We start from the raw sequence: 22,090 nt of genomic DNA on the forward strand, positions 1-22,090 counted from the left end.
ATAGTTGATGAAAAAGATTCGGATGCTGACGTTTGCGGCAGGGTTATTATTATGTTTGGGTAGTAGTCTGCAAGTCGTGGCTAAGACTACGGCTACTAGTACGCGTAATTCGGGGAAGAGTGTGCTGGTACAAGACTGGCAACAAAAGCGCCCAGATCCCGGCTTACATAAATTAGATATTACTTTCACGCACAACGAGCTCGATATGTGGGGTGTGTGGAACTTGGATGTCGCTGCTGATGGTAGTTCTGTCCTGACCTTTGGTGATAATCCTAAATTGGCGCAAGCGACGGGGATCACGTTAATTTTAGGCAACAAAAAAAGTATTTTTATGACGCGCTCTTTGCTACCGGGGACCCTAAACTCGTGGGTATGGCAGGCTAAATTAAAGCCCAAAGCAACTGCTGAATTACTGGAATCTGGTTTAAGGTGGCAGATAGTTGTTAGTGGGGTGGATGAGAATTTGTTTACGGCCCACTTTACAGTAGCGGATAGTGCGCTGCAAAATCCTGTGGAAGGAACGATTATTCCCGGGACGGGATCGGATACGAGTGTGCTCAGCAGTGCCCAGGCTAGTTCTGGAGCGATCGGGATCCCGGCTACTACTAACGAGCAAAAACCAACGCCTCCTAGTGGGCAAATCTCCGTGATCCAGCAAACGCCGGAGTTACCATTGGCTAACAACTGGTCTAATTTGCAAGCTTTCTTGCAGCCGCAAAGTGGGCAGAATTTTTGGCAACCGGCTAATGGCAATTTGCCCAACGAAGCAAATGGGACCGACAATAGCATTAATGGCAATAATAGTATTGCGAATGCTGTTCCGCGTCAGCGCCAGCCGTTTAAACTGCAACCACGTTTGCCGCTACAAAAGCCACGTTCGCATCCGCTAGTCGAAATGTCACCCGATTTGGACTTAAAGAGCTTGGCGTTCCCAATAGCTATTATGGTATTGGCTATCGGTTTAGCCTTTTATGGTCCTAAGTTATTTAAAGAAAAGTAAGTTGATGGGAGAAATGACCGGTGAAAAATGAAACACTAACGAATTTTGCGGCTCAACTAGCTAGTGCAACACCTGCTCCCGGAGGAGGTGCGGCAGCAGCACTGGTCGGGGCTTTGAGTGCGGCTTTGGGCGAAATGGTCGGTCAGATCAGGCGAAAAAAAGCACCTGACGCACTTGACGTAACACGCGATTTAAGCCAGAGTAGGGCTAAAATGTTGCAGTTAATGGAAGACGACGAACGGGCTTTTAACGCGTTGTTACGGGCTTTGCGTTTGCCTAAGAAAACTACTGAGCAGCAAAATACGCGCACGACACAGGTGCAACGGGAATTGGTTGCGGCGACTAAGACACCGTTGCGGATCGTTCAGCTGTCTGCGCAGATCGTATCTCAGTTAGCACAGATGCAACAGTATTCGTCCAAGTCTTTACTGAGTGATTTGGGTAGTGGAGCGCTATTGGCGCAGGCAACGGCCCGGACGGCGGTCTTAAACGTTTATGAAAATACCCGTTTGCTAAAAGACCAGGATCTAGCGCAAAAATATAATGCTACTGCAGCGCAGGCCGTCGAGCAGTGTACCAAAGATAGCGAACAGCTTTACGCGACGGTAATCAAAGTGGTGCGGGAGTGAGACTGTGGCTAAATTAATGTTAGGTAAGCCGGTAGCTGAGCGTTTATTAGTGCAAGCTAAACGGCTAAATCAGGCGGTGTACCCGGTAGTTGCCTTAGTCAGAGTGGGAACGGCTCCTGCTGCGCTGGGCTATCAGCGTAACGCCCAAAAAGTGATGACGACGGTTGGTATCACCGTCAGAAACGTTAATTTACCGGTGACAACGACACTAACGCAACTGCAAGAAAAGTTAAGTAAACTCAACCAAGATGACGAGGTGCACGCGATTTTAGTGTTAAATCCGTTGCCACCTCAGTTGCAGGGTAAAACGGCGGAGCTGGTGGCGGTCGATAAAGACATCGACGGCAGTCATCCGGCCAATCTTAGCGGTGTTTTTCATTTTGATCAGGGACAGTTGGTGCCGTTAACGGCCGCTGCGGTATTGGAGTTACTTGCTTATTATCACGTTGATGTGGCGGGCAAGTCAGTGACGGTGGTCGGAGCCAGCCTGACGGTCGGGCGGCCACTAGCTGAGTTGTTGCTAAATATGGGAGCGACGGTCACAGTTTGTAGCCGCCAGACGCGCGATTTGGTTCACTATACGAGACACGCCGACGTGGTGATCACTGCGGCAGGAGTTCCGCAGCTGTTGACTAGTGAAATGGTAGCTGCTCACGCGGTGGTCGTCGATGTCGGCACTAACTACGATCAGGCGGGACACTTGTGCGGGGACGTCGATTTTGCTGCCGTTCAGGATAAAGTAACATTGCTCACGCCGGTTCCAGGCGGAGTCGGTGCGGTAACTACCGCGTTACTGGCATGGCGGGTGAGTCGGCTGGCAGCTACTCGTTAGTTGGAATGTAATGTAAATTATAGTGGAAATACTAAGAAGGACCTGAGACAAATCGAACTTGTCTCAGGTCCTCTTGAATATTAATTTGTTGATTTCAGTTCAGTGTGTGGTAATTGTGCTAGCTTGTAGTGCTGTAATTTACCGCTGGCATTATAGGGTAGATGCTCTACGAGGTAAAAGTGGTGCGGTACCTTGTAGTGAGCCAAATGTTGGCGCCCGTATGCCGTCAACTGGGCGGCAGTTACCTGCTGTGAGTCAGCAGCAATCACGTAGGCTACCGGAACTTGGCCCCACGTCGGGTCGTCCGTGCCGCAAACGCCGATGTCTGTGATCAGCGGGCAGCCGGCGTAGGCGCTCTCGATTTCGGCGGGAAAAATATTCTCGCCGCCGGAGATCAGCATTTCATCGGCGCGCCCGTCGACATAAAGGAAGCCTTCCCGGTCAAAATGACCGCGGTCGCCAGTTTTGAACCAGTGATCTGGTGTGAACTTGGCCGCAAATTTGGCTGGCTGGTTTAAATAACCCTGAGCCAACGCCGGGGTCTTGAGCTGAATTTCTTGTGTTTGGTGCTCGACACGCAGTTGCGTCAAAAATAACGGCTTGCCGGCTGCACCTAGGTGATCTTGCGCGTCCGCAAAGGATAAAGCAACGATTTGCGAACAGGTTTCGGTCATGCCGTAAGATTGAATGACCGCAATGGCGGCTGCTTGACATTGGGCTAAAGTCGTTGCGGCGATCGGGCCGCCTCCGAGTAGCATTGCTTTAAATTTCGGGTTATAGGCCACGTCATTTTTAACTGCGAGCAATTTTGTGAGCATTACGGGAACGACCGAGATCATGGTAATGGGTTCGCTAACTAGCACGTGATGAATTTTAGCGGCGTCAAAGTGAGCTACCAAACGCACCGTCATGCCGTAGATCAGCCCCCTCATGATGATCGAAAAGCCACTGATGTGAAAAATCGGGACCACGCATAACCATTCTTCTTGAGCACTTAAACCGAGATTGAAAGCAGAAGCCGTGGCGGATGCGAGGTGATTGCCTAAAGTTTGTAAGACTCCTTTGGCTTGCCCAGTCGTCCCGGAAGTGTACATAATACTGGCGACTTGTTGTAAGTTCCATTCAGCGACGGGGGTAAATTTTGGGCCACTAGCAGCATTGATTTGACTAAAAGTCAGTTGGCGACAGGCTAGTTTTTTAGTGACCAAGTGATCGGCGCATAAACAAACTGTCACGCCGCTATCTGCTACTTGCCGGTTTAATTCGGCAGCTGCCAGCCTGATATTGAGCCAGACGATCGTTTTGCCGGCGTTTAACAATGCTAAGGCCAGGAGGTAGCCGGTCAAAGAATTATCACTTAATAAGGCGATTCGCTCGGCGTCCAAAACGTGCAGTGCTGTTAATTTGCCGTCCAGCCGGTTAACTTTAGTCGCTAACTGTTTAAAATTTAATTGCGTGTGTCCGTCAGTCACCGCCAATTTGGTGGGATTGATGCGGGCTTGTTTTAATATCCAGTTATCCATCGCTTTTTACGGAAATTTAGGGAACTGGTCGAAGTCGGGTTGACGTTTTTCGTTAAATGCGTCGCGTCCTTCTTTACCTTCGTCAGTCTGGTAAAATAACATCGTAGCATCGCCGGCCAATTGTTGGATCCCCGCTAGCCCGTCGGTGTCGGCGTTCATCGCTGCTTTAATAAAGCGCAGTGCCGTTGGTGATTTGGTTAAAATTTCGTGGCACCATTCTAAAGTGGCATCTTCAACTTGCTCTAATGGAACGACGCGGTTGATCCAGTTCATCGCCAGTGCTTCTTGAGCGGAATAAAAATGGTTTAAAAACCAGACTTCCTTCGCCCGTTTATGGCCGATCACGCGTGCTAAGTAACCGGAGCCGTAACCGGCATCGAAACTGCCGACTTTCGGACCGGTCTGACCAAATTTGGCGTTATCGGCAGCAATGGTCAGATCACAGACGAGTTGTAAGATATTACCGCCGCCGACTGACCAGCCTTTAACCATGGCGATCACCGGTTTAGGAATGATCCGGATCAAATGCTGCAGGTCCAAAACGTTGAGGCGCGCGATCTTATCGGCGCCGACGTAACCGCCATTGCCGCGAATGCTTTGATCTCCGCCGGAAGAAAAGGCGAGGTCGCCCGCTCCGGTTAGAATGATCACGCCGATCGTGCTATCATCACGACAGATAGTAAAAGCTGCGATCATTTCACTAACGGTCAACGGGGTAAAGGCATTGCGTTTTTCCGGACGGTTGATCGTGATTTTAGCGATCTTGTCGTTGCGCTCAAATAAAATCTCCTGGTAGTCCTTGATTTTAGTCCACTTGGTTGTCAAATAAGTCAAATCCTTTCGAAAAGAAGTGAGTAAATGTCTGATCTAATGCAAAATTTAGGAATTCGCGTCGTCAAACAAGACGCAAACGAATCTATTATAACACTTGAGGTCACAGATAAAATCAAACAGCCTTACGGCATCGTTCACGGTGGCATCAACGCGGTATTGGCCGAAAGTGTGGCGAGTTTGGCCGCCAACCAAAATTTGCCAGCGGGAAGTCATGCCGTGGGTGTCAACCTGACGACCCAGCACCTCAGAGCAGTTAGCCAAGGAACGCTGATCGCTTGTGCGCGTCCCTTACACGTGGGGCGGACCTTGCAGACTTTTGAGGTCACCGTTAAAAATAACGACCGCTTGACTAGTGTCAGTCAGGTAACGTTGGCTAATCATACTTCGGCTTAACGAGGATCGTGTTTTCTGTGCCATTCTTGGAGGGCGGCTAACCGGTTTTTAAAACGAATCTCGTGGCCCTGAGTAGTCGGGTGGTAGTAATGGTGCTGCACGATCTCAGGGGGAAGAGTTTTCATTGTAGTCAATTTATCTGGGTTGTCGTGTGCGTACTGGTAGCCTTTGCCGTAATCTAAGTCCTTCATTAGTTTGGTCGGAGCATTTCTGATCTGAAGGGGGACCGCTAAGTTACCGTATTTTTGCACGTCGGCTTTGGCTGAATTGAGTGCTTGGTACACGGCATTAGATTTAGGAGCCAGTGCCAGATAGATAACGGCTTGGGTCAAATTGACGTCGCATTCGGGCATGCCCAGAAACTGACAGGCCTGAAAGACATTGATGGCGATGTTTAACGCGTTGGTATCTGCCATGCCGATATCTTCACTGGCAAATTGCACCAATCTACGGGCGATGTAAAGCGGATCTTCGCCGCCAGCCAGCATGCGCGCTAGCCAGTACACGGCGGAATCGGCGTCGCTGTTGCGCATTGATTTATGCAAGGCGGAGATCAAGTCATAGTGTTGGTCGCCGTTTTTATCGTAGCGCAGGGTTTTAGTGCCACTCAGTTGCTTTAGCAATTCGGGCGTCAGTGTGACTGCACCGTTAGTTTGGGGACTATTTAAAACGGCCATCTCTAACGTGTTTAACGCAAAACGGCCGTCGCCGTTAGCAAAAGCAGCGATCTGAGTTAAAATTGCGGGTGTCGCGTTGACTTTTAAGTTGGGAAATCCCTGCGGAGATGAGAGTGCGTGTTGTAGTAATTCAACGAGTTCGTTTTGGGTTAATTTGTGCAAGACGAATACTTTGCAACGGGAGAGCAACGCTGAATTCAGTTCGAAAGAGGGATTTTCGGTGGTCGCTCCGATCAGGGTGATGCTGCCGGCTTCCACGTAGGGTAAAAATGCGTCTTGTTGCGCCTTGTTGAAACGGTGGATCTCATCGACAAAGACGATCGTTTTTTGCCCGAGGTCTTGGTTGGCCTGGGCGTCTGCCATGATTTTTTTCAGGTCTTTAATGCTGCTAGTTACGGCGCTGAAAGTTAAAAAGCGGGCTTTAGTTTGGTGAGCGACAATTTGTGCCAGAGTAGTTTTACCAACTCCCGGTGGTCCCCAGAGGATCATCGAAGTGACTTGGTCGTGAGTGATCAGCTCGGAAAGGATCTTTCCTTTACCCAACAAATGTTTTTGCCCGCAAAATTCGGCTAAGTTGTGGGGCCGGACCCGGTAAGCTAAGGGTTCATTTTGCGGTGTTGCAAAAAGGGAGGTTTGCTTCATTATGATGTTTCACTTCTTTAAAATTAGGATAATTCCATTATCACTCATCCAATAATAAAAGCAAGCTGCGCGGTTTGCTCAGCGGCTATGGGTTTGGCGAGTTTCAGCTAGTCTGATGAGAACAAAAAAGACCAGCGGCAAAATATTGTTTGCTGCTGGCCCTATTTTTTTAGTGAAAAGTGAAAAAATTGTTAATTAGTCAATTTTAGTCAATAGTAATTTGATGGCTCTTTTCTTGACCGTCTTTAGTTTTAGGCAAAGTGATTTTTAAGACGCCATCTTTGTACTTAGCGCTAATGTCTTCTTGGGCGACATCGGGGAAACTGTATTGACGAGTGAAACGCCCGTAGCTGCGTTCGTTAGCGATCATGTTGCCTTCGCTGTCGGCGGTATCACTGAACGAATCCCGTTTGACAGAAACTGTCAGGGTATTATCTTTAAAATCTAGCGAGATGTCTTTTTTGGCAACGCCCGGAATATCAACGGATACTACGTAGTCATGCTTAGTTTCTTGAATGTCGCTGCGTAATTCTTTGATGCCCATACTTGGAAATGAGCGTCCAAAATTCTTGAAGAATTCGTCACCGGAATTAACAAAATCATTGAAACGATTAGCAATGTCATTTGCCATGATAAAACTTCCCTTCTAAACTATTTGGTGTTTCTTACAGTTTCAATCTTAGTTCTTTTAGCCCAAATTGCAATCAAAAACACTCAAAAAGGTCAAAAAAGGTCAAATTGATTTTGAATGGACCATAGCAGCGGATCTACAGACGAAAATTTGAAAACAGTTTGTCAATCATTTTCTAAATTTTGTTTCGTTATATCAAGGTTAATTTGCCTGATTTTGGTAGCTGCTTAAAAAATTGTAGTACATCATTGGTAATTTGGATAAAAATTTTTTATTTGACCTTAACGTTATGTCAAAGAGTATAGTTTGATTTGCAAGTGAGGAGATGAAGAAGTATAAGATGACTTCTTAAAAATCAATTCAAAACCAAAAACGACTTAAAAATAACAAACCACCTAGACCAATTTTGATCTAAGTGGTTGGGCTAGGGGGACTTTTATATTATTCATGGGGTATAATTTAAAGAAAGAATTTACCAATTTTCGTTGTGTCTACTTTTGCCATAGATTAATCTTTTTCCAATAAAAGCTATTAAAAGGTCAACAACAATAATCACAATCAGTGCTGTTAGACCTCGTAGAAAAAGATTATCAAAGTTAAACATTGCCATTGTAATGATGCCAGCTGAAAGTGCTGCGCTAGTAGCCAAAACCATAACTAACATGTAAAGAAAAAATTTTTTATTTGTATTCATACAGCAGCCTCCAATCTATATTTAAACATATAATACCATTTTTATAGAAAGAGGTAAAAAATTGCATATTTTTTGTTATTCACATCTAATGTATGATTTGTGGCTGATTATTTTGGCAGAAGCGGAGGAATTTTTCTAGTTATTTGAGACATTTTCTCGTGTGATTACTTAAGACATTATCAGATGTGAATGACAAAGAATGACAAAATTTAAAAGTATTTTTGACAATACTTAGCGAGGTTTGTTATACTTAAGATTCTATTATACGGTCAGGCATCTGCGTGCACGGCGGATGCCTATTTTTATGTTTGCGGGACTGCTTTTATATAGTAGAAAGTTAAAAATAGGAGGAAAGAAATGGTAGGAATTGTACTCGCGAGTCATGGTGAACTAGCGCAGGGAATTTATCAAGCTGCCGGGATGATTTTTGGTAAACAAGATGATGCTGTGCCGGTAACGTTAGCGTCTAATGAAACTGGTAGTGCTATGCAAAATAAAATGCGCCGAGCCGTAGCATCATTTTCACAGCAAGAGCAGGTATTATTTTTAGTCGATCTGTGGGATGGTACTCCCTTTAAACAGGCGGATATTTTATTGCAAGAACACCAAGATCAAGGTGGCTGGGCGATAGTTGCGGGAATGAATTTGCCAATGGTACTTGAGGCTTATGCTGCACGAATGGAATTAAGTGGTGTGCGCGAGATTGCTGCACGTGTTAGTGAGATAGCTAAAGCTGGCGTGCGCGTTAAACCGTGAGTTGCTTAGTTATATATAGAAGGCTTTAACAAGTTATTTTTTTAACGATAACTATATATAATGAATTAAGTAAAAAATATTTATTGAAATTGAGCGTTTTCATGATTAAAACGAAAAAATATGAATAAAGTGGTTGACTTTTAAAGGGATTGAAGGTATAGTAATAAACGTTGTCACCGCAATTGCTTTTGAGATTTAGAAAAGCTGTGGTGAAGCACATTATTAATTTATTAGTAATTATTTATTTTTCAAAGAAAATATTAATTGACAAAAGATTGATTGTGTGTTATATTTAATAACGTTGTTGCTGGTCAACAACTTGAACGAATCAACAGAGTAGAACTTTGAAAACTGAACAAAGTTTCGTAAAAATGTGTGAGGTCGCTCGGAGCAATCCGGGTGCAAACATTTGCGAAGTCAATTTCGCTAGTAATCAAAAATGAGCTAAACAAACTGAGAGTTTGATCCTGGCTCAGGACGAACGCTGGCGGCGTGCCTAATACATGCAAGTCGAACGAGAATGTGTTGGGAGTGGTACTTGTATCACGAACAAGACAGGAAAGTGGCGAACGGGTGAGTAACACGTGGGCAACCTGCCCTTAAGTTGGGGATAACACTTGGAAACAGGTGCTAATACCGAATGAGCCCATAAAGCACATGCTTTATGGGGAAAAGATGGCGTCAGCTATTGCTTGAGGATGGGCCCGCGGCGTATTAACTAGTTGGTAGGGTAACGGCCTACCAAGGTGATGATACGTAGCCGAACTGAGAGGTTGATCGGCCACATTGGGACTGAGACACGGCCCAAACTCCTACGGGAGGCAGCAGTAGGGAATCTTCCACAATGGACGCAAGTCTGATGGAGCAACGCCGCGTGTGTGAAGAAGGTCTTCGGATCGTAAAACACTGTTGTCAGAGAAAAACGAGTTCTAGAGTAACTGCTAGAGCCATGACGGTATCTGACGAGGAAGTCACGGCTAACTACGTGCCAGCAGCCGCGGTAATACGTAGGTGGCAAGCGTTGTCCGGATTTATTGGGCGTAAAGGGAACGCAGGCGGTTTTTTAAGTCTGATGTGAAAGCCTTCGGCTTAACCGGAGTCGTGCATTGGAAACTGGAGAACTTGAGTGCAGAAGAGGAGAGTGGAACTCCATGTGTAGCGGTGAAATGCGTAGATATATGGAAGAACACCAGTGGCGAAAGCGGCTCTCTGGTCTGTAACTGACGCTGAGGTTCGAAAGCGTGGGGAGCGAACAGGATTAGATACCCTGGTAGTCCACGCTGTAAACGATGAATGCTAGGTGTTGGAGGGTTTCCGCCCTTCAGTGCCGCAGCAAACGCATTAAGCATTCCGCCTGGGGAGTACGACCGCAAGGTTGAAACTCAAAGGAATTGACGGGGGCCCGCACAAGCGGTGGAGCATGTGGTTTAATTCGAAGCAACGCGAAGAACCTTACCAGGTCTTGACATCTAGTGCTAACCTAAGAGATTAGGTGTTTCCTTCGGGAACACTAAGACAGGTGGTGCATGGCTGTCGTCAGCTCGTGTCGTGAGATGTTGGGTTAAGTCCCGCAACGAGCGCAACCCTTGTTGCCAGTTGCCAGCATTCAGTTGGGCACTCTGGCGAGACTGCCGGTGACAAACCGGAGGAAGGTGGGGATGACGTCAAGTCATCATGCCCCTTATGACCTGGGCTACACACGTGCTACAATGGACGGTACAACGAGTTGCGAGACCGCGAGGTCAAGCTAATCTCTAAAAGCCGTTCTCAGTTCGGATTGCAGGCTGCAACCCGCCTGCATGAAGTCGGAATCGCTAGTAATCGCGGATCAGCATGCCGCGGTGAATACGTTCCCGGGCCTTGTACACACCGCCCGTCACACCATGAGAGTTTGTAACACCCAAAGCCGGTGGGGTAACCGTAAGGAACCAGCCGTCTAAGGTGGGACAGATGATTGGGGTGAAGTCGTAACAAGGTAGCCGTAGGAGAACCTGCGGCTGGATCACCTCCTTTCTAAGGAAAATAACGGAAACTCACACAACGAAACTTTGTTTGGTTTTGAAAGCTCTACTTGGGGGCTTTAGCTCAGCTGGGAGAGCACCTGCTTTGCAAGCAGGAGGTCAACGGTTCGATCCCGTTAAGCTCCATTGACAGGCAACTGTCAAAGCATTGTTCATTGAAAACTGAATCATTTTTATTTCTTAATAATCAACCGAGAAAAACATTGCGTAAAAATTGACGAGAACAACGTCAACTCATAACCAATTTATCGTCAGATAAATTAAAGGTTAAGTTAGGAAGGGCGCATGGTGGATGCCTTGGCACTAGGAGTCGAAGAAGGACGCAACTAACAGCGAAATGCTGCGGTCAGCTGTAAGTAAGCAATGACCCGCAGATCTCCGAATGGGAAAACCCAATAACCGTGAGGTTATTATCGCTGACCGTTAAGGTCAGTTGAAGACAGACGTGGGGAACTGAAACATCTCAGTACCTGCAGGAAAAGAAAACAACAGTGATTCCCTGAGTAGCGGCGAGCGAACGGGGAACAGCCCAAACCGAAAGACTTGTCTTTCGGGGTTGTAGGACCGAACATAGACGGTGAGGAATGTAGCTGAATGATCTGGGAAGGTCAGCCATAGAAGGTGAGAGCCCTGTAAGTGAAACACGACGAACCGAGAATCGGGATCCTGAGTACGGCGGGACACGTGAAATCCCGTCGGAAGCTGGGAGGACCATCTCCCAAGGCTAAATACTACCTAGTGACCGATAGTGAACCAGTACCGTGAGGGAAAGGTGAAAAGCACCCCGGAAGGGGAGTGAAATAGTTCCTGAAACCATGTGCCTACAAGTAGTCAAAGCCCATTTAAGGGTAATGGCGTGCCTTTTGTAGAATGAACCGGCGAGTTACGTTAAGCTGCAAGGTTAAAGTGGAAAGACTGGAGCCGTAGCGAAAGCAAGTCTGAAGAGGGCGACAAAGTAGTTTGACGTAGACCCGAAACCAAGTGACCTACCCATGTCCAGGTTGAAAGTGCGGTAAAACGCACCGGAGGACCGCACCCGTGTATGTTGAAAAATGCTGGGATGAGGTGTGGGTAGCGGTGAAATTCCAAACGAACTTGGAGATAGCTGGTTCTCTCCGAAATAGCTTTAGGGCTAGCCTCGGTATGAATGATCGTGGAGGTAGAGCACTGTTTGAACTAGGGGTCCGTCTTGGGTTACTGAATTCAGATAAACTCCGAATGCCACAGATCAATGACCGGGAGTCAGACTGCGAGTGATAAGATCCGTAGTCGAAAGGGAAACAGCCCAGATCACCGATTAAGGTCCCAAAATATGTGTTAAGTGGAAAAGGATGTGGAATTGCACAGACAACTAGGATGTTGGCTCAGAAGCAGCCACCATTTAAAGAGTGCGTAATAGCTCACTAGTCGAGTGGTTCTGCGCCGAAAATGTAACGGGGCTAAACACATTACCGAAATCGTGGATCCAACCGCAGGTTGGATGGTAGGAGAGCGTTCTAAGGGCGGCGAAGCTAGACCGTAAGGACTAGTGGAGCGCTTAGAAGTGAGAATGCCGGTATGAGTAGCGCAAGGTCAGTGAGAATCTGACCCACCGAAAGACTAAGGTTTCCTGGGGAAGGCTCGTCCGCCCAGGGTAAGTCGGGACCTAAGCTGAGGCCGCAAGGCGTAGGCGATGGATAACAGGTGGAGATTCCTGTACTGATCAGATCTGATTGAACAATGGAGGGACGCAGGAGGCAAGCGAAGCGTGCGAATGGAAATGCACGTCCAAGCAGCGAGTGCGAGTGTGAGTTAAATGTTTGCATTCAAGCAACACGAGCTGTGATGGGGAGCGAAATCTAAGTAGCGAAGGGAAGCGAGTCACACTGCCGAGAAAAGCTTCTAGTAAGGATCTGGTCACCCGTACCGCAAACCGACACAGGTAGTCGAGGAGAGTATCCTCAGGTGAGCGAGAGAACTCTCGTTAAGGAACTCGGCAAAATGACCCCGTAACTTCGGGAGAAGGGGTGCTGATCTAGCGATCAGCCGCAGTGAATAGGCCCAGGCGACTGTTTATCAAAAACACAGGTTTCTGCAAAATCGTAAGATGAAGTATAGGGGCTGACGCCTGCCCGGTGCTGGAAGGTTAAGCGGATGAGTTAGCGCAAGCGAAGCTCAAAAGTGAAGCCCCAGTAAACGGCGGCCGTAACTATAACGGTCCTAAGGTAGCGAAATTCCTTGTCGGGTAAGTTCCGACCCGCACGAAAGGCGTAACGATCTGGGCACTGTCTCAACGAGAGACTCGGTGAAATTATAATACCCGTGAAGATGCGGGTTACCCGCGACAGGACGGAAAGACCCCATGGAGCTTTACTGTAGCTTGATATTGGGTGTTCGTATAACTTGTACAGGATAGGTAGGAGCCATAGAAGGCGGAACGTCAGTTTCGCCCGAGGCGTTGGTGGGATACTACCCTCGTTGTATGAACACTCTAACCCACACCGGTTAACCCGGTGGGAGACAGTGTCTGGTAGGCAGTTTGACTGGGGCGGTCGCCTCCTAAAAGGTAACGGAGGCGCCCAAAGGTTCCCTCAAAATGGTTGGAAATCATTTGCAGAGTGTAAAGGCACAAGGGAGCTTGACTGCGAGACCTACAAGTCGAGCAGGGACGAAAGTCGGGCTTAGTGATCCGGTGGTTCCGTATGGAAGGGCCATCGCTCAACGGATAAAAGCTACCCTGGGGATAACAGGCTTATCTCCCCCAAGAGTTCACATCGACGGGGAGGTTTGGCACCTCGATGTCGGCTCATCGCATCCTGGGGCTGTAGTCGGTCCCAAGGGTTGGGCTGTTCGCCCATTAAAGCGGTACGCGAGCTGGGTTCAGAACGTCGTGAGACAGTTCGGTCCCTATCCGTCGCGGGCGTAGGAAATTTGCGAGGATCTGTCCTTAGTACGAGAGGACCGGGATGGACATACCGCTGGTGTACCAGTTGTCTTGCCCAAGGCAGCGCTGGGTAGCTAAGTATGGATGAGATAAACGCTGAAAGCATCTAAGTGCGAAACTCGCCTCCAGATGAGATTTCCCATTCAGAAATGAAGTAAGACCCCTGAGAGAATAACAGGTAGATAGGATGGAAGTGGAAGTGCCGTGAGGTATGGAGCGGACCATTACTAATCGGTCGAGGACTTAACCAAGTAGCAAGCGCAGTGGAAGTCGGAAGACAGAAGAAATAAAGATGATTTAGTTTTGAGTGAGCAAAGCTCACGTGTGGTGATGATGGCACGAAGGCTACACCTGTTCCCATGCCGAACACAGCAGTTAAGCTTCGTCACGCCGAGAGTAGTTGGGGGATCGCCCCCTGCGAGGGTAGGTCGTCGCCACGCAATTTAGAGGATACTTCTTGATGAAGTATCCTTTTTTTGTATGTTCTCTTTTTTAAAATGGATTTTATTTTGGTATTTTGTCTTAATCTGTTTTAGAATTTGTTGGCATTTTGGACTATAATTAATTAAAATTAAGTATAGTAATTATAATGAGGATGATCAAAATGGAAAAATCCGCTATCCTACACGAACCTAACCAAGCGATGGCAGCTAAAATTTTAGGGAATAACGTTAAACTCCGCTTAAAAGTCAAACATAACGATATAGTCAGAGTTGAATTGCTGTACGATGACTTGTACACTAAACCAGATAAAAATAATAGCTGGTTGCCGGAGATTGCGGCGATGCAAAAAGTTATGCAAAGTAGTGAAGATGACTATTTTAGTGTGACCGTCAATCTTGGGACTAACCGACGCTTACAGTATGCTTTTCATATTATTGCTAGCAGTGGCGAAGAATACATATACGATGAGCAAAAAATCGAATTATATACCGCTGATAGCTTGACACACGTGATTCCTTTTGTTTTGCCGTACGTTTATAATGCGGATGTGTTACCCCAGCAAAACTGGGTGAAAAATGCCGTGTGGTATCATTTGTTCCTCGATCGTTTTGCCGACGGGGATACGCAAAATGATTCCGCAGCTATTCTACCATGGGCCAGTGCAGAACCGCAGGAAACTAGCTTTTTTGGGGGTGATTTTCAGGGGATCCTCGATCATTTACCGGAAATTACCAGTTTAGGAGTCAACAGTTTGATTTTAAGTCCGATTTTTACGGCTTTTTCCAATCATAAGTACGATTCGTTTGATTTTTATAACGTTGATCCGGCTTTTGGGACGAAAGCAACTTTAAAAAAATTGGTGGGACAGTTGCACCAGCAAAAAATGCACGTTGTGGTAGAAGTTGTGTTAGATCACCTGATGGACTTTTCATTGCAATGGCAAGATGTCAAACAAAAAGGGCAAGACTCCAGCTTTTATGAGTGGTTTTTGATCGATTCCTTGCCACTGCGGTACCGCACCACCGAAGATCCGGACTGTGTGCAAGCTAGTTCCTACCGAGTGGCTCATAATAATCCCCACCAGCCTAAGTTAAATTTTGATAATCCTGCGGTACAAGAAGCCATCTTAGCGGTTATCAAGTACTGGATGTTGGAATTTGATCTTGATGGGATCAAAATTTTAAACTTACAGGAAATGGATCCGGGCTTTTTACGACGGCTAACTGCGCAGCTGCACGCTATTCGCCCTGGATTTTGCGTGATCGGGACGACCGAGCTTAAATATGCGGAGGGAAATTTTGTTGCTGCTAAAGCCGTAGACACAGTGGTGGATCGTTCACTGACTACCACCTTACGGGATTATTTTATTAACAAAAAGCTCAACGTGACTGAGTTGATCACTGCTACTAATCGCGAACTGATGAAATATGCGGATCACGTGCAACAGATGTTACTGTGCGAATTTGACGATCCGTTTACTCCGCGGTTGCTGGCTCAAACTGGTCAAGATGAGGAACTTGCTCGCTTATTGCTGGCATTTATTTACCTGCTGCCCTCCGCGCCAACGCTGTATTACGGGACGGAAGTGGGATTATCTGGGGCAGCTGTGCCCGCTAACCGTGAATGCTTTCCTTGGAAAAAAGAACAGCAAAATGAAAAAATGCTCCATTTTGTCCAAACTCTAGGCAAATTGCGCAAGGATTACGCCGCACTGTTAAACGAAGGTAGGCTAGAGTGGGGACAGGTGAGCGATAAAAAAGATTACGTTAGTTTTGCACGAATCTTAGGTGATCAGCGGCTCTTTTCCCTTTTTAACCTGGGAAATGGGAGCGTCAAGTTTGTTTTTCCACAAAATGCTAAGCTAATAGTGAGTCAAAATCTGGTGCAAGACCAACAAAGAGTAGGACATAATGGTTTTGTAATTTTAGAAGCGTAATGAAAAGGGTCGGGATCGTCGCTTGGTTCCGGCTCTTTTTTTGTCCATAAAAAAACTGTGGCGCAAATTTTTGCGCCACAGCGTTGAGTATTAACTGTTAATTAAAGGCGAACAGCAAATGATGGTTGGAAGTACTGGGTACTACCAATCGTTACTGATTGACCAGGAGCCGGAGCATGGATGAAGCTCGAACCACCAAGAGAAATGGCTACGTGATAAGAACTACCACGGCTACCCCAGAACAATAAGTCACCAGGTTGTGCTTGGCTGACTGGAATAGCAGTACCGGCATTTTCTTGAGCAGATGTTACTCGCGGTAATTGGACACCGAAGTGAGCGTAAACGTATTGAACGAAACCGGAGCAATCAAAGCCACTAGCTGGGTTAGTACCACCCCAAGTATATGGGGTACCGATAAATTGTTGCGCATAAGCAGTTACGGAAGAAGCGTTAGTAGCTGCAGGTGCTGGGGCACTTGCTTGAGCAGCAGGCTGTTGCTGAGCTTGTTGTGGTGCCTGAGCAGCGGGCTGTTGTTGTGCAGGTGCTGGTTGAGCCTGAGCCTGTGGAGCTTGAGTAGCAGGCTGTTGTGCAGGAGCCGGAGCTTGTTGCTGCTGAGCTTGAGGTGTTGGTTGAGCAGCAGGTTGTTGAGCTGGTGCTGGTTGGGCCGGAGCTGTTCCACTAACCTTCAAAGTTTGACCAACTGTGATCAACGAAGCGGCTGGATCAATGCCATTTAAATTGCGCAGGTTATCAACAGAAGTGTGATAAGCATTAGCAATTGTCCAGAGCGAATCACCGGCCTTGACTGTGTATGTACCGGTAGCACTTGGTGTTTGCGCAGCAGGAGTAGCAACTTCACCCTTAGCAGGGATCTGTAAGCTTTGACCAGCAATGATCAAATGTGAATTAGGATCGATATGGTTAAGTTGTTCGATAGCTTTGATTGAAACACCATATTTTTGAGAAAGATCCCACACGGTGTCGTGGCTGACAACTTTATGAGTAGTAGCTGCGTTAGCAGTAGTATTACCGGCTAAAAATAAACCAGCGGCACCGACCGTACCAGCCAACAATGATTTTGTAATTTTCTTCACTTAACGTCACTCCTAAACCAAATTTTTATAATATTAACTTTCAAAATTGAATAACTTTATTATATGCTTCCTATATTGCATTCTAATTCAATTAATATTACAATTTTGGCAAAATTGTAACAAAAGGTGGTTTTAAGCTGATATGGCAATTGTTATTTAGTGGTAAAAAGTTATAAAATCAGCCGTTTTAAATTCAAATTTGCACCGTTGCGCATTTCAAAGGAATTGGCTTGCTGGCAGACGTCAAATTAAAAAAAGATTACAGTTAAGTGGAGTGGTGTGGGGATGAATGTTATAATAAAATCCTTGGCAGGGGCACAAAAGAGGTTGTGATCAGTATTTGGACACAACGCTCTTTTTATTTTGATGAGCAAATGGAGGGGACAAAATGGAAGTAGCACAAATAACTGCGCAGATCAAGGCCGACCCTCAAAATGAATTTTACACTAAAAATGGGATCGACCCGTTATTTATCAGCAGTCCTGACGCACGCATCCTGGTCGTAGGGCAAGCCCCAGGCAGGGTGGCGCAAGAAACACGTTTGACGTGGAATGATCGTTCGGGAGATTTGTTACGCAAATGGATGGGAGTGACGCGCGACCAGTTTTATCACTCGGGGCTGATCGGTATTTTGCCGATGGACTTTTATTTTCCGGGTAGTGCTAAGGGCGGTGACCTTCCTCCGCGGCAAGATTTTGCCGCCAAATGGCACCCTAAATTACGCGCGACGATGCCTCATATCGAGCTGACATTGCTAGTGGGAAGTTATGCGTGCCAGTATTACTTGCAATTGAAAAAATCCGCCAAGTTAGCAGATGTGATTCAAAATTATCACCAGTACTTGCCGGCGTATTTTCCGCTGGTACACCCTTCACCGCGTAATCGGCGCTGGCTGCGTGACCATCCGTGGTTTGAAAAACAATTGGTGCCAGAATTACAAATGCGAGTGCAAGACTTGTTAACTAAGAAATAGTAGTTTTCATTTATACGAATAGGGATCCAGGGCAAGATGAATGAAGTGCTCCATAATAGTTAGACATAGAAACTAACTATTAGGGGGCATTTTTTATGATTGGATATCCAACTGAACTCAAAATAGAAATTGTTACTAAATACTTACGGCATGAAAATTCATTTGAAGGTTTAGCCAGAGAGTATGCAATTAAACCAGATAGAATCAAACAGTGGGCTCTTTTAGTCCAAAAACACGGCTTATCAGCTTTAAAAGCCTCACGACATAAAAAAAGTTATTCTCCCACATTTAAGCTACATGTGTTACGCTTTTATCAAGAACATGATTGGGGAAAAATTAAAGTCGCCGCTCATTTTCAAATTGCACTTTCTGGCTTAAGTGCTTGGGAGAAAGCCTATCGCGAAAATGGTTTAGCCGGCTTAGCACCTCAACCTAAAGGGAGACGATCTCAAGTGGCTAAGAAAAAAACTAAAAAAATTAAAAAACGGACCAAAAAACCAACTAAACCATTAACTGAAATTGAACGATTACGCCAAGAAAATATTAAGTTAAAGGCAGAAAAGCAAGATCTCGAATTAGATAATTTGATCTTAAAAAAAGTGGCTGCCCGATATCCAAGCTTACCAACCGCCAAAAAACCAGAATAATCTTGGAAATTCGGGCACAAAGACCAGATATTCCATTAAAAGTCTTGTTCAAGAAGTTAAATATGAATCGGAAAACCTATTATGATAATTGTTGGAATCGACTTAATAAGCCCGATAAATACGCTAGTTTAAGACCTATTATTCAAGATATTTTTTATCATGAAGGTCATGCAACCTACGGTTATCGACGTGTTCATAGTGCTTTATTAGACCGCGGTTACCGTTATTCATTGAATACAATTCGTAAAATTATGCGGCAGTTGGGGCTTAAAACTCAAGTTTATAGTCGCCACACAGCTCGTTATAGTTCTTATGCGGGACCAATGGGGACGACTAAAGCTAATTTACTAAAACAACAATTCGATGAAACTCAGCCATACCACGTTTTACACACCGACATTACTGAATACAAATTAACTACCGGCCGTAAGGTCTATATTTCACCAGTAATTGATGAAGCTTCGCTAGAAATCTTAGCCTGTCAGGTTAGTTATTCACCTAATATGGAATTAGTCTATGCAATGTTAGAAGAATTACAAGCTAACTTACCAGCAGACGCTCGTCCCATTTTGCATTCAGATCAAGGCTTTCAATACCGTAATCCTAATTACCAATCTCGCTTAAAGCAAATGCACATCAAGCAAAGTATGTCTAGAAAAGGTAACTGCTTAGATAACGCTCCAGCAGAAACGTTTTTTAACTTGTTAAAAAGAGAAAAGTTAAATCGAGAAAAAATAGCTTCACTGGAAAAAATGCAGGCAATCTTAACAGAATACGTTGCTTGGTTTAACCAAGTTAGGAGATCTAACAAGTTAAATTACGCTACGCCAAGCGCTTATCGCCAAAAACTGACGGCTTAATTTAAAAATGTACATAAAACCAATGGAGGCTTAGGCACGACGCTTCCTAAACCTCCATTGGTTTTTAAATATACATGACTTGAGTTTTTGCTTTTTTGGTTAAGCGATAAATTTTTAAGCTTTTATAAATGTCTAACTTTTTTGTTGCACTTCATGAATTATGTCCTAGATCCCTTTAGTTTTTTGTAAGTGATTCTTGCTTCATGACTGCTGACAGGCTTGTCCCATAGCTTTGATCTAATCGCGTTCGTCAAGTCAGCAGTCTAGGCTCTAAGGACGCTGAACAACAAATCCAAGTACAGGATTTGTCATTCAGTGCCACTTAGTCCACGACTGCTAAACGACTTGTCTCACAGCTTATATTTTGACCTTTGTCCGCTCCAATGCCTTAAAAACTAGCATCCCGATCACGACTTCAACTGGCAATAATAAAAGGTTTTTGGGTAAACGTACCACTAGCAATGCTTGCCATGAAGTCTGATACAGTAAGTGGATCCACAGTGTATTAAAAAATATGTTGGTGACTGTTACTTGCACCACTTCGTAAAGAGCCAAGCGGCGCCAAGTGATTTTTTGGTGAGCTAAAAACAGGCCCGCGATGATCCCCGAAATGGCAGCAGTAAAGGTGAAGCCGATGAAAAATTGAGCGTTTGTCGCCAGCAAAGTATTACTGAGTAGATCGAAGATGATCTTAGCACAGGCACCCAGCCATGGTCCTAAATAATAACCGATAAGCATCGTACCTAAAAAACCAAAACTAAATTTGACTAAGTTGTCGCTGCCGAGCGCAATTTTAGCCAAGACAACATTAAGTGCAATTAAAAAAGAAGCCAAAGTTAACGTTTTAGTAGTTAATTTCGGGCTTCTCCAAGATAAAAGTGACATGTTATGCATCTCCCTAATTTAGAATTAAGGGGGACAAGCACCACAAAATGATCTGGTGAATGCGGTATGGGCACGCAAACCAACTGGTTTTTCTGCTGGCGTTCACATTCCGTTCCGTCAGCCATTAACGCGTTCAAACCTACCCCTAGCGCTCTTACGATAACATTAAATACCAGGTAATACTAGTAAATAGCTTTTGGTGCAAGCTGATTATTTGGTCGCATTCCATTCGGCTTTAAATTCTGCTAGAAACGCCAACATGAATTCTTGCCGACCGGCAGCGATTTGGCGGGCACTGGCAGTGTTTAATTTATCTTTGATCAGTAACAGTTTTTCGTAAAAATGGTTAATGATCGTTTCGTTAGCCAGGTTACGATATTCAGCTTTAGTCATGTTGGTGCGCGGTTTGATTTGAGGATCGTAAATTTTTTCGGAGTGGTGGCCACCGTAATAAATAGCGCGCATGATCCCGATCGCGCCGATCGCGTCGAGCCAATCGGCGTCTTGCACGATCTGTCCGGCTAGCGGTAGTTTTTGCGTGGAATCTTCCAAGCTATGGGCAAAAGAAATGCTGGTGATGATCGTGATGATCTGATCGATTTGCTTGGTCGTCAGTTCAATGCGATTTAAGAAGGCTTTGACTTCGGCGACCGCTTCGTCTTGGCTGGCGACTAATTTTTCGTCGATCACGTCGTGGAGGTACGCCGCCGCGGTGGTGATAAATTGATCGGCGTGTTCGCTTTGGTTCAATTCGTTAGCCATGTTAACTACTCGTTTGATGTGATCGAAGCCGTGTCCGGTCCGGTCGTGAGTCAGTTTGTCGTGAGTAAATTTGGCGATCTGGGCCAACTGTTCTGCTTGTTCCATGATGTTTCCTCCCTTAATGAAAGTGGACGGCGTTGCGCCAGAATTCTGCTAAGATATCTAAGACGTAGGGGGTAAAGTAGGCTTCGGTTTTATGCCCTGTTTTTTTAAATTGGTAATAAGATACGGGAACTTTTTGGTGTTGCAGCCAGGAATATAGGTGGTGACTGTTGACCAGTGGTGCGATGTGATCGGCGCTGGCGTGAAAAAGTAAAAATGGTGGTAGTTTGGGTGGTGCCAAACGAAACACTTCCTTTTGCGCGGGATCAGCAGTTAGGTCAGGCGTTAATCCTAAAGTGATACATCCGTGGTAATGCAACGGCGCTAAGTGAATGTCTGCCGAGTTGAATTTTTGCTGGCGGGTGGTCAACACGCAACTTGTCGCAATCATCGCGCCGTAACCTTCACCCGCGGCGATGATCCGGGGGTCTAAGTGGTATTGCCAGGCGTGGTCCACTAAAAAACGGGCCGCGCAGTTAAAATCGTGGCAGGCCAGCAGTTGTTCGTTAGTCGTGTAGGCGTTGCCTGCCAAAAAAGCTAACGCGATCCCGCCACGGACCAGTTGCAACAGACCGCTAAAGCGATTTTTAGTCGCCAACTCGTCTTGTTCGGGCATAAATAGTAGGACAGGAAAGTGTTTTTTAACTTCATTGGTCGTGGGCGGCACGGCCAACGTTAAGCGGTGAGTCGGCGCTTGCAAATTATAACGTAGTCCGCTAAAAATTAACGGTTGACTAGCAATGGCAGGTTCGTGGAGCTCATGGCTGCCAGTATTTAAAGGTGAGGTGATCGTCATCGCGCACTCTTCTTTACTGATAAATTTTCTTCTATC

Annotated in this window: 17 protein-coding genes, 1 tRNA gene, 3 rRNA genes and 1 riboswitch; of the genes, 12 read left to right on the forward strand and 9 right to left on the reverse strand. The window is 45.8% G+C overall.

From position 1 onward, the window contains the following. Positions 1-7 precede the first annotated feature (7 nt). Genes ACSYSK_RS01800 through ACSYSK_RS01810 form a run of 3 tightly spaced genes read left to right on the forward strand, consistent with a single transcriptional unit; the run spans position 8 to position 2,461 of the window. The gene (locus ACSYSK_RS01800) at positions 8-1,000 is read left to right on the forward strand and encodes a hypothetical protein (RefSeq protein ID WP_491715260.1); all 993 of its coding nucleotides are present in this window, start codon (positions 8-10) and stop codon (positions 998-1,000) included. Between the two features lie 20 nt (positions 1,001-1,020). Beyond that, positions 1,021-1,629: a cyclodeaminase/cyclohydrolase family protein gene (locus tag ACSYSK_RS01805; protein ID WP_491715261.1), complete on the forward strand. Its 609-nt coding sequence runs from the start codon at positions 1,021-1,023 to the stop codon at positions 1,627-1,629. Between the two features lie 4 nt (positions 1,630-1,633). After that, positions 1,634-2,461, forward strand: a complete 828-nt coding sequence (locus ACSYSK_RS01810; RefSeq protein WP_491715262.1) for a bifunctional 5,10-methylenetetrahydrofolate dehydrogenase/5,10-methenyltetrahydrofolate cyclohydrolase — start codon at positions 1,634-1,636, stop codon at positions 2,459-2,461. An 80-nt stretch (positions 2,462-2,541) separates the two neighbouring features. Here ACSYSK_RS01810 and ACSYSK_RS01815 read toward each other — a convergent pair whose 3' ends face one another. Together ACSYSK_RS01815 and menB are read right to left on the reverse strand one after the other, a co-directional pair. Continuing rightward, the gene (locus tag ACSYSK_RS01815) at positions 2,542-3,984 is read right to left on the reverse strand and encodes an o-succinylbenzoate--CoA ligase (RefSeq protein ID WP_491715263.1); all 1,443 of its coding nucleotides are present in this window, start codon (positions 3,982-3,984) and stop codon (positions 2,542-2,544) included. Between the two features lie 6 nt (positions 3,985-3,990). Further along, positions 3,991-4,809 carry a 1,4-dihydroxy-2-naphthoyl-CoA synthase gene (gene menB, locus ACSYSK_RS01820; RefSeq protein WP_491715264.1) on the reverse strand — a complete coding sequence of 273 codons (819 nt, stop codon included), beginning with the start codon at positions 4,807-4,809 and terminating at the stop codon, positions 3,991-3,993. A gap of 33 nt (positions 4,810-4,842) precedes the next feature. On the opposite strand from menB, the gene ACSYSK_RS01825 reads away from it, so the two are divergent. Then, positions 4,843-5,211 carry a PaaI family thioesterase gene (locus ACSYSK_RS01825; protein WP_491715265.1) on the forward strand — a complete coding sequence of 123 codons (369 nt, stop codon included), beginning with the start codon at positions 4,843-4,845 and terminating at the stop codon, positions 5,209-5,211. Here ACSYSK_RS01825 and ACSYSK_RS01830 read toward each other — a convergent pair. From ACSYSK_RS01830 to ACSYSK_RS01840, 3 genes are all read right to left on the reverse strand, one after another. Then, positions 5,208-6,530: a replication-associated recombination protein A gene (locus ACSYSK_RS01830; RefSeq protein ID WP_491715266.1), complete on the reverse strand. Its 1,323-nt coding sequence runs from the start codon at positions 6,528-6,530 to the stop codon at positions 5,208-5,210. The genes ACSYSK_RS01825 and ACSYSK_RS01830 overlap by 4 nt on opposite strands. 205 nt (positions 6,531-6,735) lie before the next feature. Beyond that, the gene (locus ACSYSK_RS01835) at positions 6,736-7,161 is read right to left on the reverse strand and encodes an Hsp20/alpha crystallin family protein (protein WP_491715267.1); all 426 of its coding nucleotides are present in this window, start codon (positions 7,159-7,161) and stop codon (positions 6,736-6,738) included. A 472-nt stretch (positions 7,162-7,633) separates the two neighbouring features. Beyond that, complete coding sequence (locus tag ACSYSK_RS01840) at positions 7,634-7,855, reverse strand: hypothetical protein (RefSeq protein WP_491715268.1); 222 nt, start codon at positions 7,853-7,855, stop codon at positions 7,634-7,636. A gap of 357 nt (positions 7,856-8,212) precedes the next feature. Between ACSYSK_RS01840 and ACSYSK_RS01845 the strand changes: the two genes are divergently transcribed. The 6 genes from ACSYSK_RS01845 to ACSYSK_RS01870 all read left to right on the forward strand — a co-directional run bounded on the left by ACSYSK_RS01845 (position 8,213) and on the right by ACSYSK_RS01870 (position 15,935). Continuing rightward, positions 8,213-8,611: a PTS sugar transporter subunit IIA gene (locus ACSYSK_RS01845; protein ID WP_491715269.1), complete on the forward strand. Its 399-nt coding sequence runs from the start codon at positions 8,213-8,215 to the stop codon at positions 8,609-8,611. 449 nt (positions 8,612-9,060) lie between these two features. Continuing rightward, positions 9,061-10,624: ribosomal RNA gene (locus ACSYSK_RS01850) — 16S ribosomal RNA — on the forward strand. Positions 10,625-10,685: 61 nt separating this feature from the next. After that, a tRNA-Ala gene (locus ACSYSK_RS01855) sits at positions 10,686-10,758 on the forward strand. A 139-nt stretch (positions 10,759-10,897) separates the two neighbouring features. Further along, a 23S ribosomal RNA gene (locus ACSYSK_RS01860) occupies positions 10,898-13,806 on the forward strand. Positions 13,807-13,878: 72 nt separating this feature from the next. Further along, positions 13,879-13,995: ribosomal RNA gene (gene rrf / locus ACSYSK_RS01865) — 5S ribosomal RNA — on the forward strand. The 16S, 23S and 5S rRNA genes sit together here with 1 tRNA gene alongside, the layout of an rRNA operon. Before the next feature lie 164 nt (positions 13,996-14,159). After that, positions 14,160-15,935, forward strand: coding sequence for an alpha amylase N-terminal ig-like domain-containing protein (locus tag ACSYSK_RS01870; RefSeq protein WP_491715270.1), 1,776 nt, complete (start codon positions 14,160-14,162; stop codon positions 15,933-15,935). A gap of 101 nt (positions 15,936-16,036) precedes the next feature. On the opposite strand, the gene ACSYSK_RS01875 is transcribed toward ACSYSK_RS01870, so the two are convergent. Next, entirely contained in the window at positions 16,037-17,029 is a 993-nt protein-coding gene (locus ACSYSK_RS01875; RefSeq protein ID WP_491715271.1) for a C40 family peptidase, read from the reverse strand. A gap of 388 nt (positions 17,030-17,417) precedes the next feature. Here ACSYSK_RS01875 and ACSYSK_RS01880 point away from each other — a divergent pair, with 388 nt between their 5' ends. Continuing rightward, complete coding sequence (locus tag ACSYSK_RS01880) at positions 17,418-18,002, forward strand: uracil-DNA glycosylase family protein (RefSeq protein WP_491715272.1); 585 nt, start codon at positions 17,418-17,420, stop codon at positions 18,000-18,002. 95 nt (positions 18,003-18,097) lie between these two features. Further along, positions 18,098-19,509 (forward strand): IS3 family transposase gene (locus ACSYSK_RS01885; RefSeq protein WP_491715273.1). Its coding sequence is split into 2 segments (ribosomal slippage): positions 18,098-18,590 and positions 18,590-19,509, totalling 1,413 coding nucleotides; the frame shifts between segments, so codons are not numbered across the junction. A gap of 357 nt (positions 19,510-19,866) precedes the next feature. Here ACSYSK_RS01885 and ACSYSK_RS01890 read toward each other — a convergent pair. The 3 genes from ACSYSK_RS01890 to ACSYSK_RS01900 all read right to left on the reverse strand — a co-directional run bounded on the left by ACSYSK_RS01890 (position 19,867) and on the right by ACSYSK_RS01900 (position 22,054). Next, complete coding sequence (locus ACSYSK_RS01890; RefSeq protein WP_491715274.1) at positions 19,867-20,394, reverse strand: folate family ECF transporter S component; 528 nt, start codon at positions 20,392-20,394, stop codon at positions 19,867-19,869. Between the two features lie 52 nt (positions 20,395-20,446). Beyond that, positions 20,447-20,543, reverse strand: a riboswitch (THF riboswitch). Between the two features lie 61 nt (positions 20,544-20,604). Continuing rightward, positions 20,605-21,261: an HD domain-containing protein gene (locus ACSYSK_RS01895; protein ID WP_491715275.1), complete on the reverse strand. Its 657-nt coding sequence runs from the start codon at positions 21,259-21,261 to the stop codon at positions 20,605-20,607. Positions 21,262-21,274: 13 nt separating this feature from the next. Further along, a complete protein-coding gene (locus ACSYSK_RS01900; RefSeq protein ID WP_491715276.1) occupies positions 21,275-22,054 on the reverse strand; it encodes an alpha/beta hydrolase in 780 nt (259 codons plus the stop codon). Positions 22,055-22,090: the final 36 nt, after the last annotated feature.

It is taken from the genome of Ligilactobacillus sp. ESL1201, assembly GCF_058503265.1.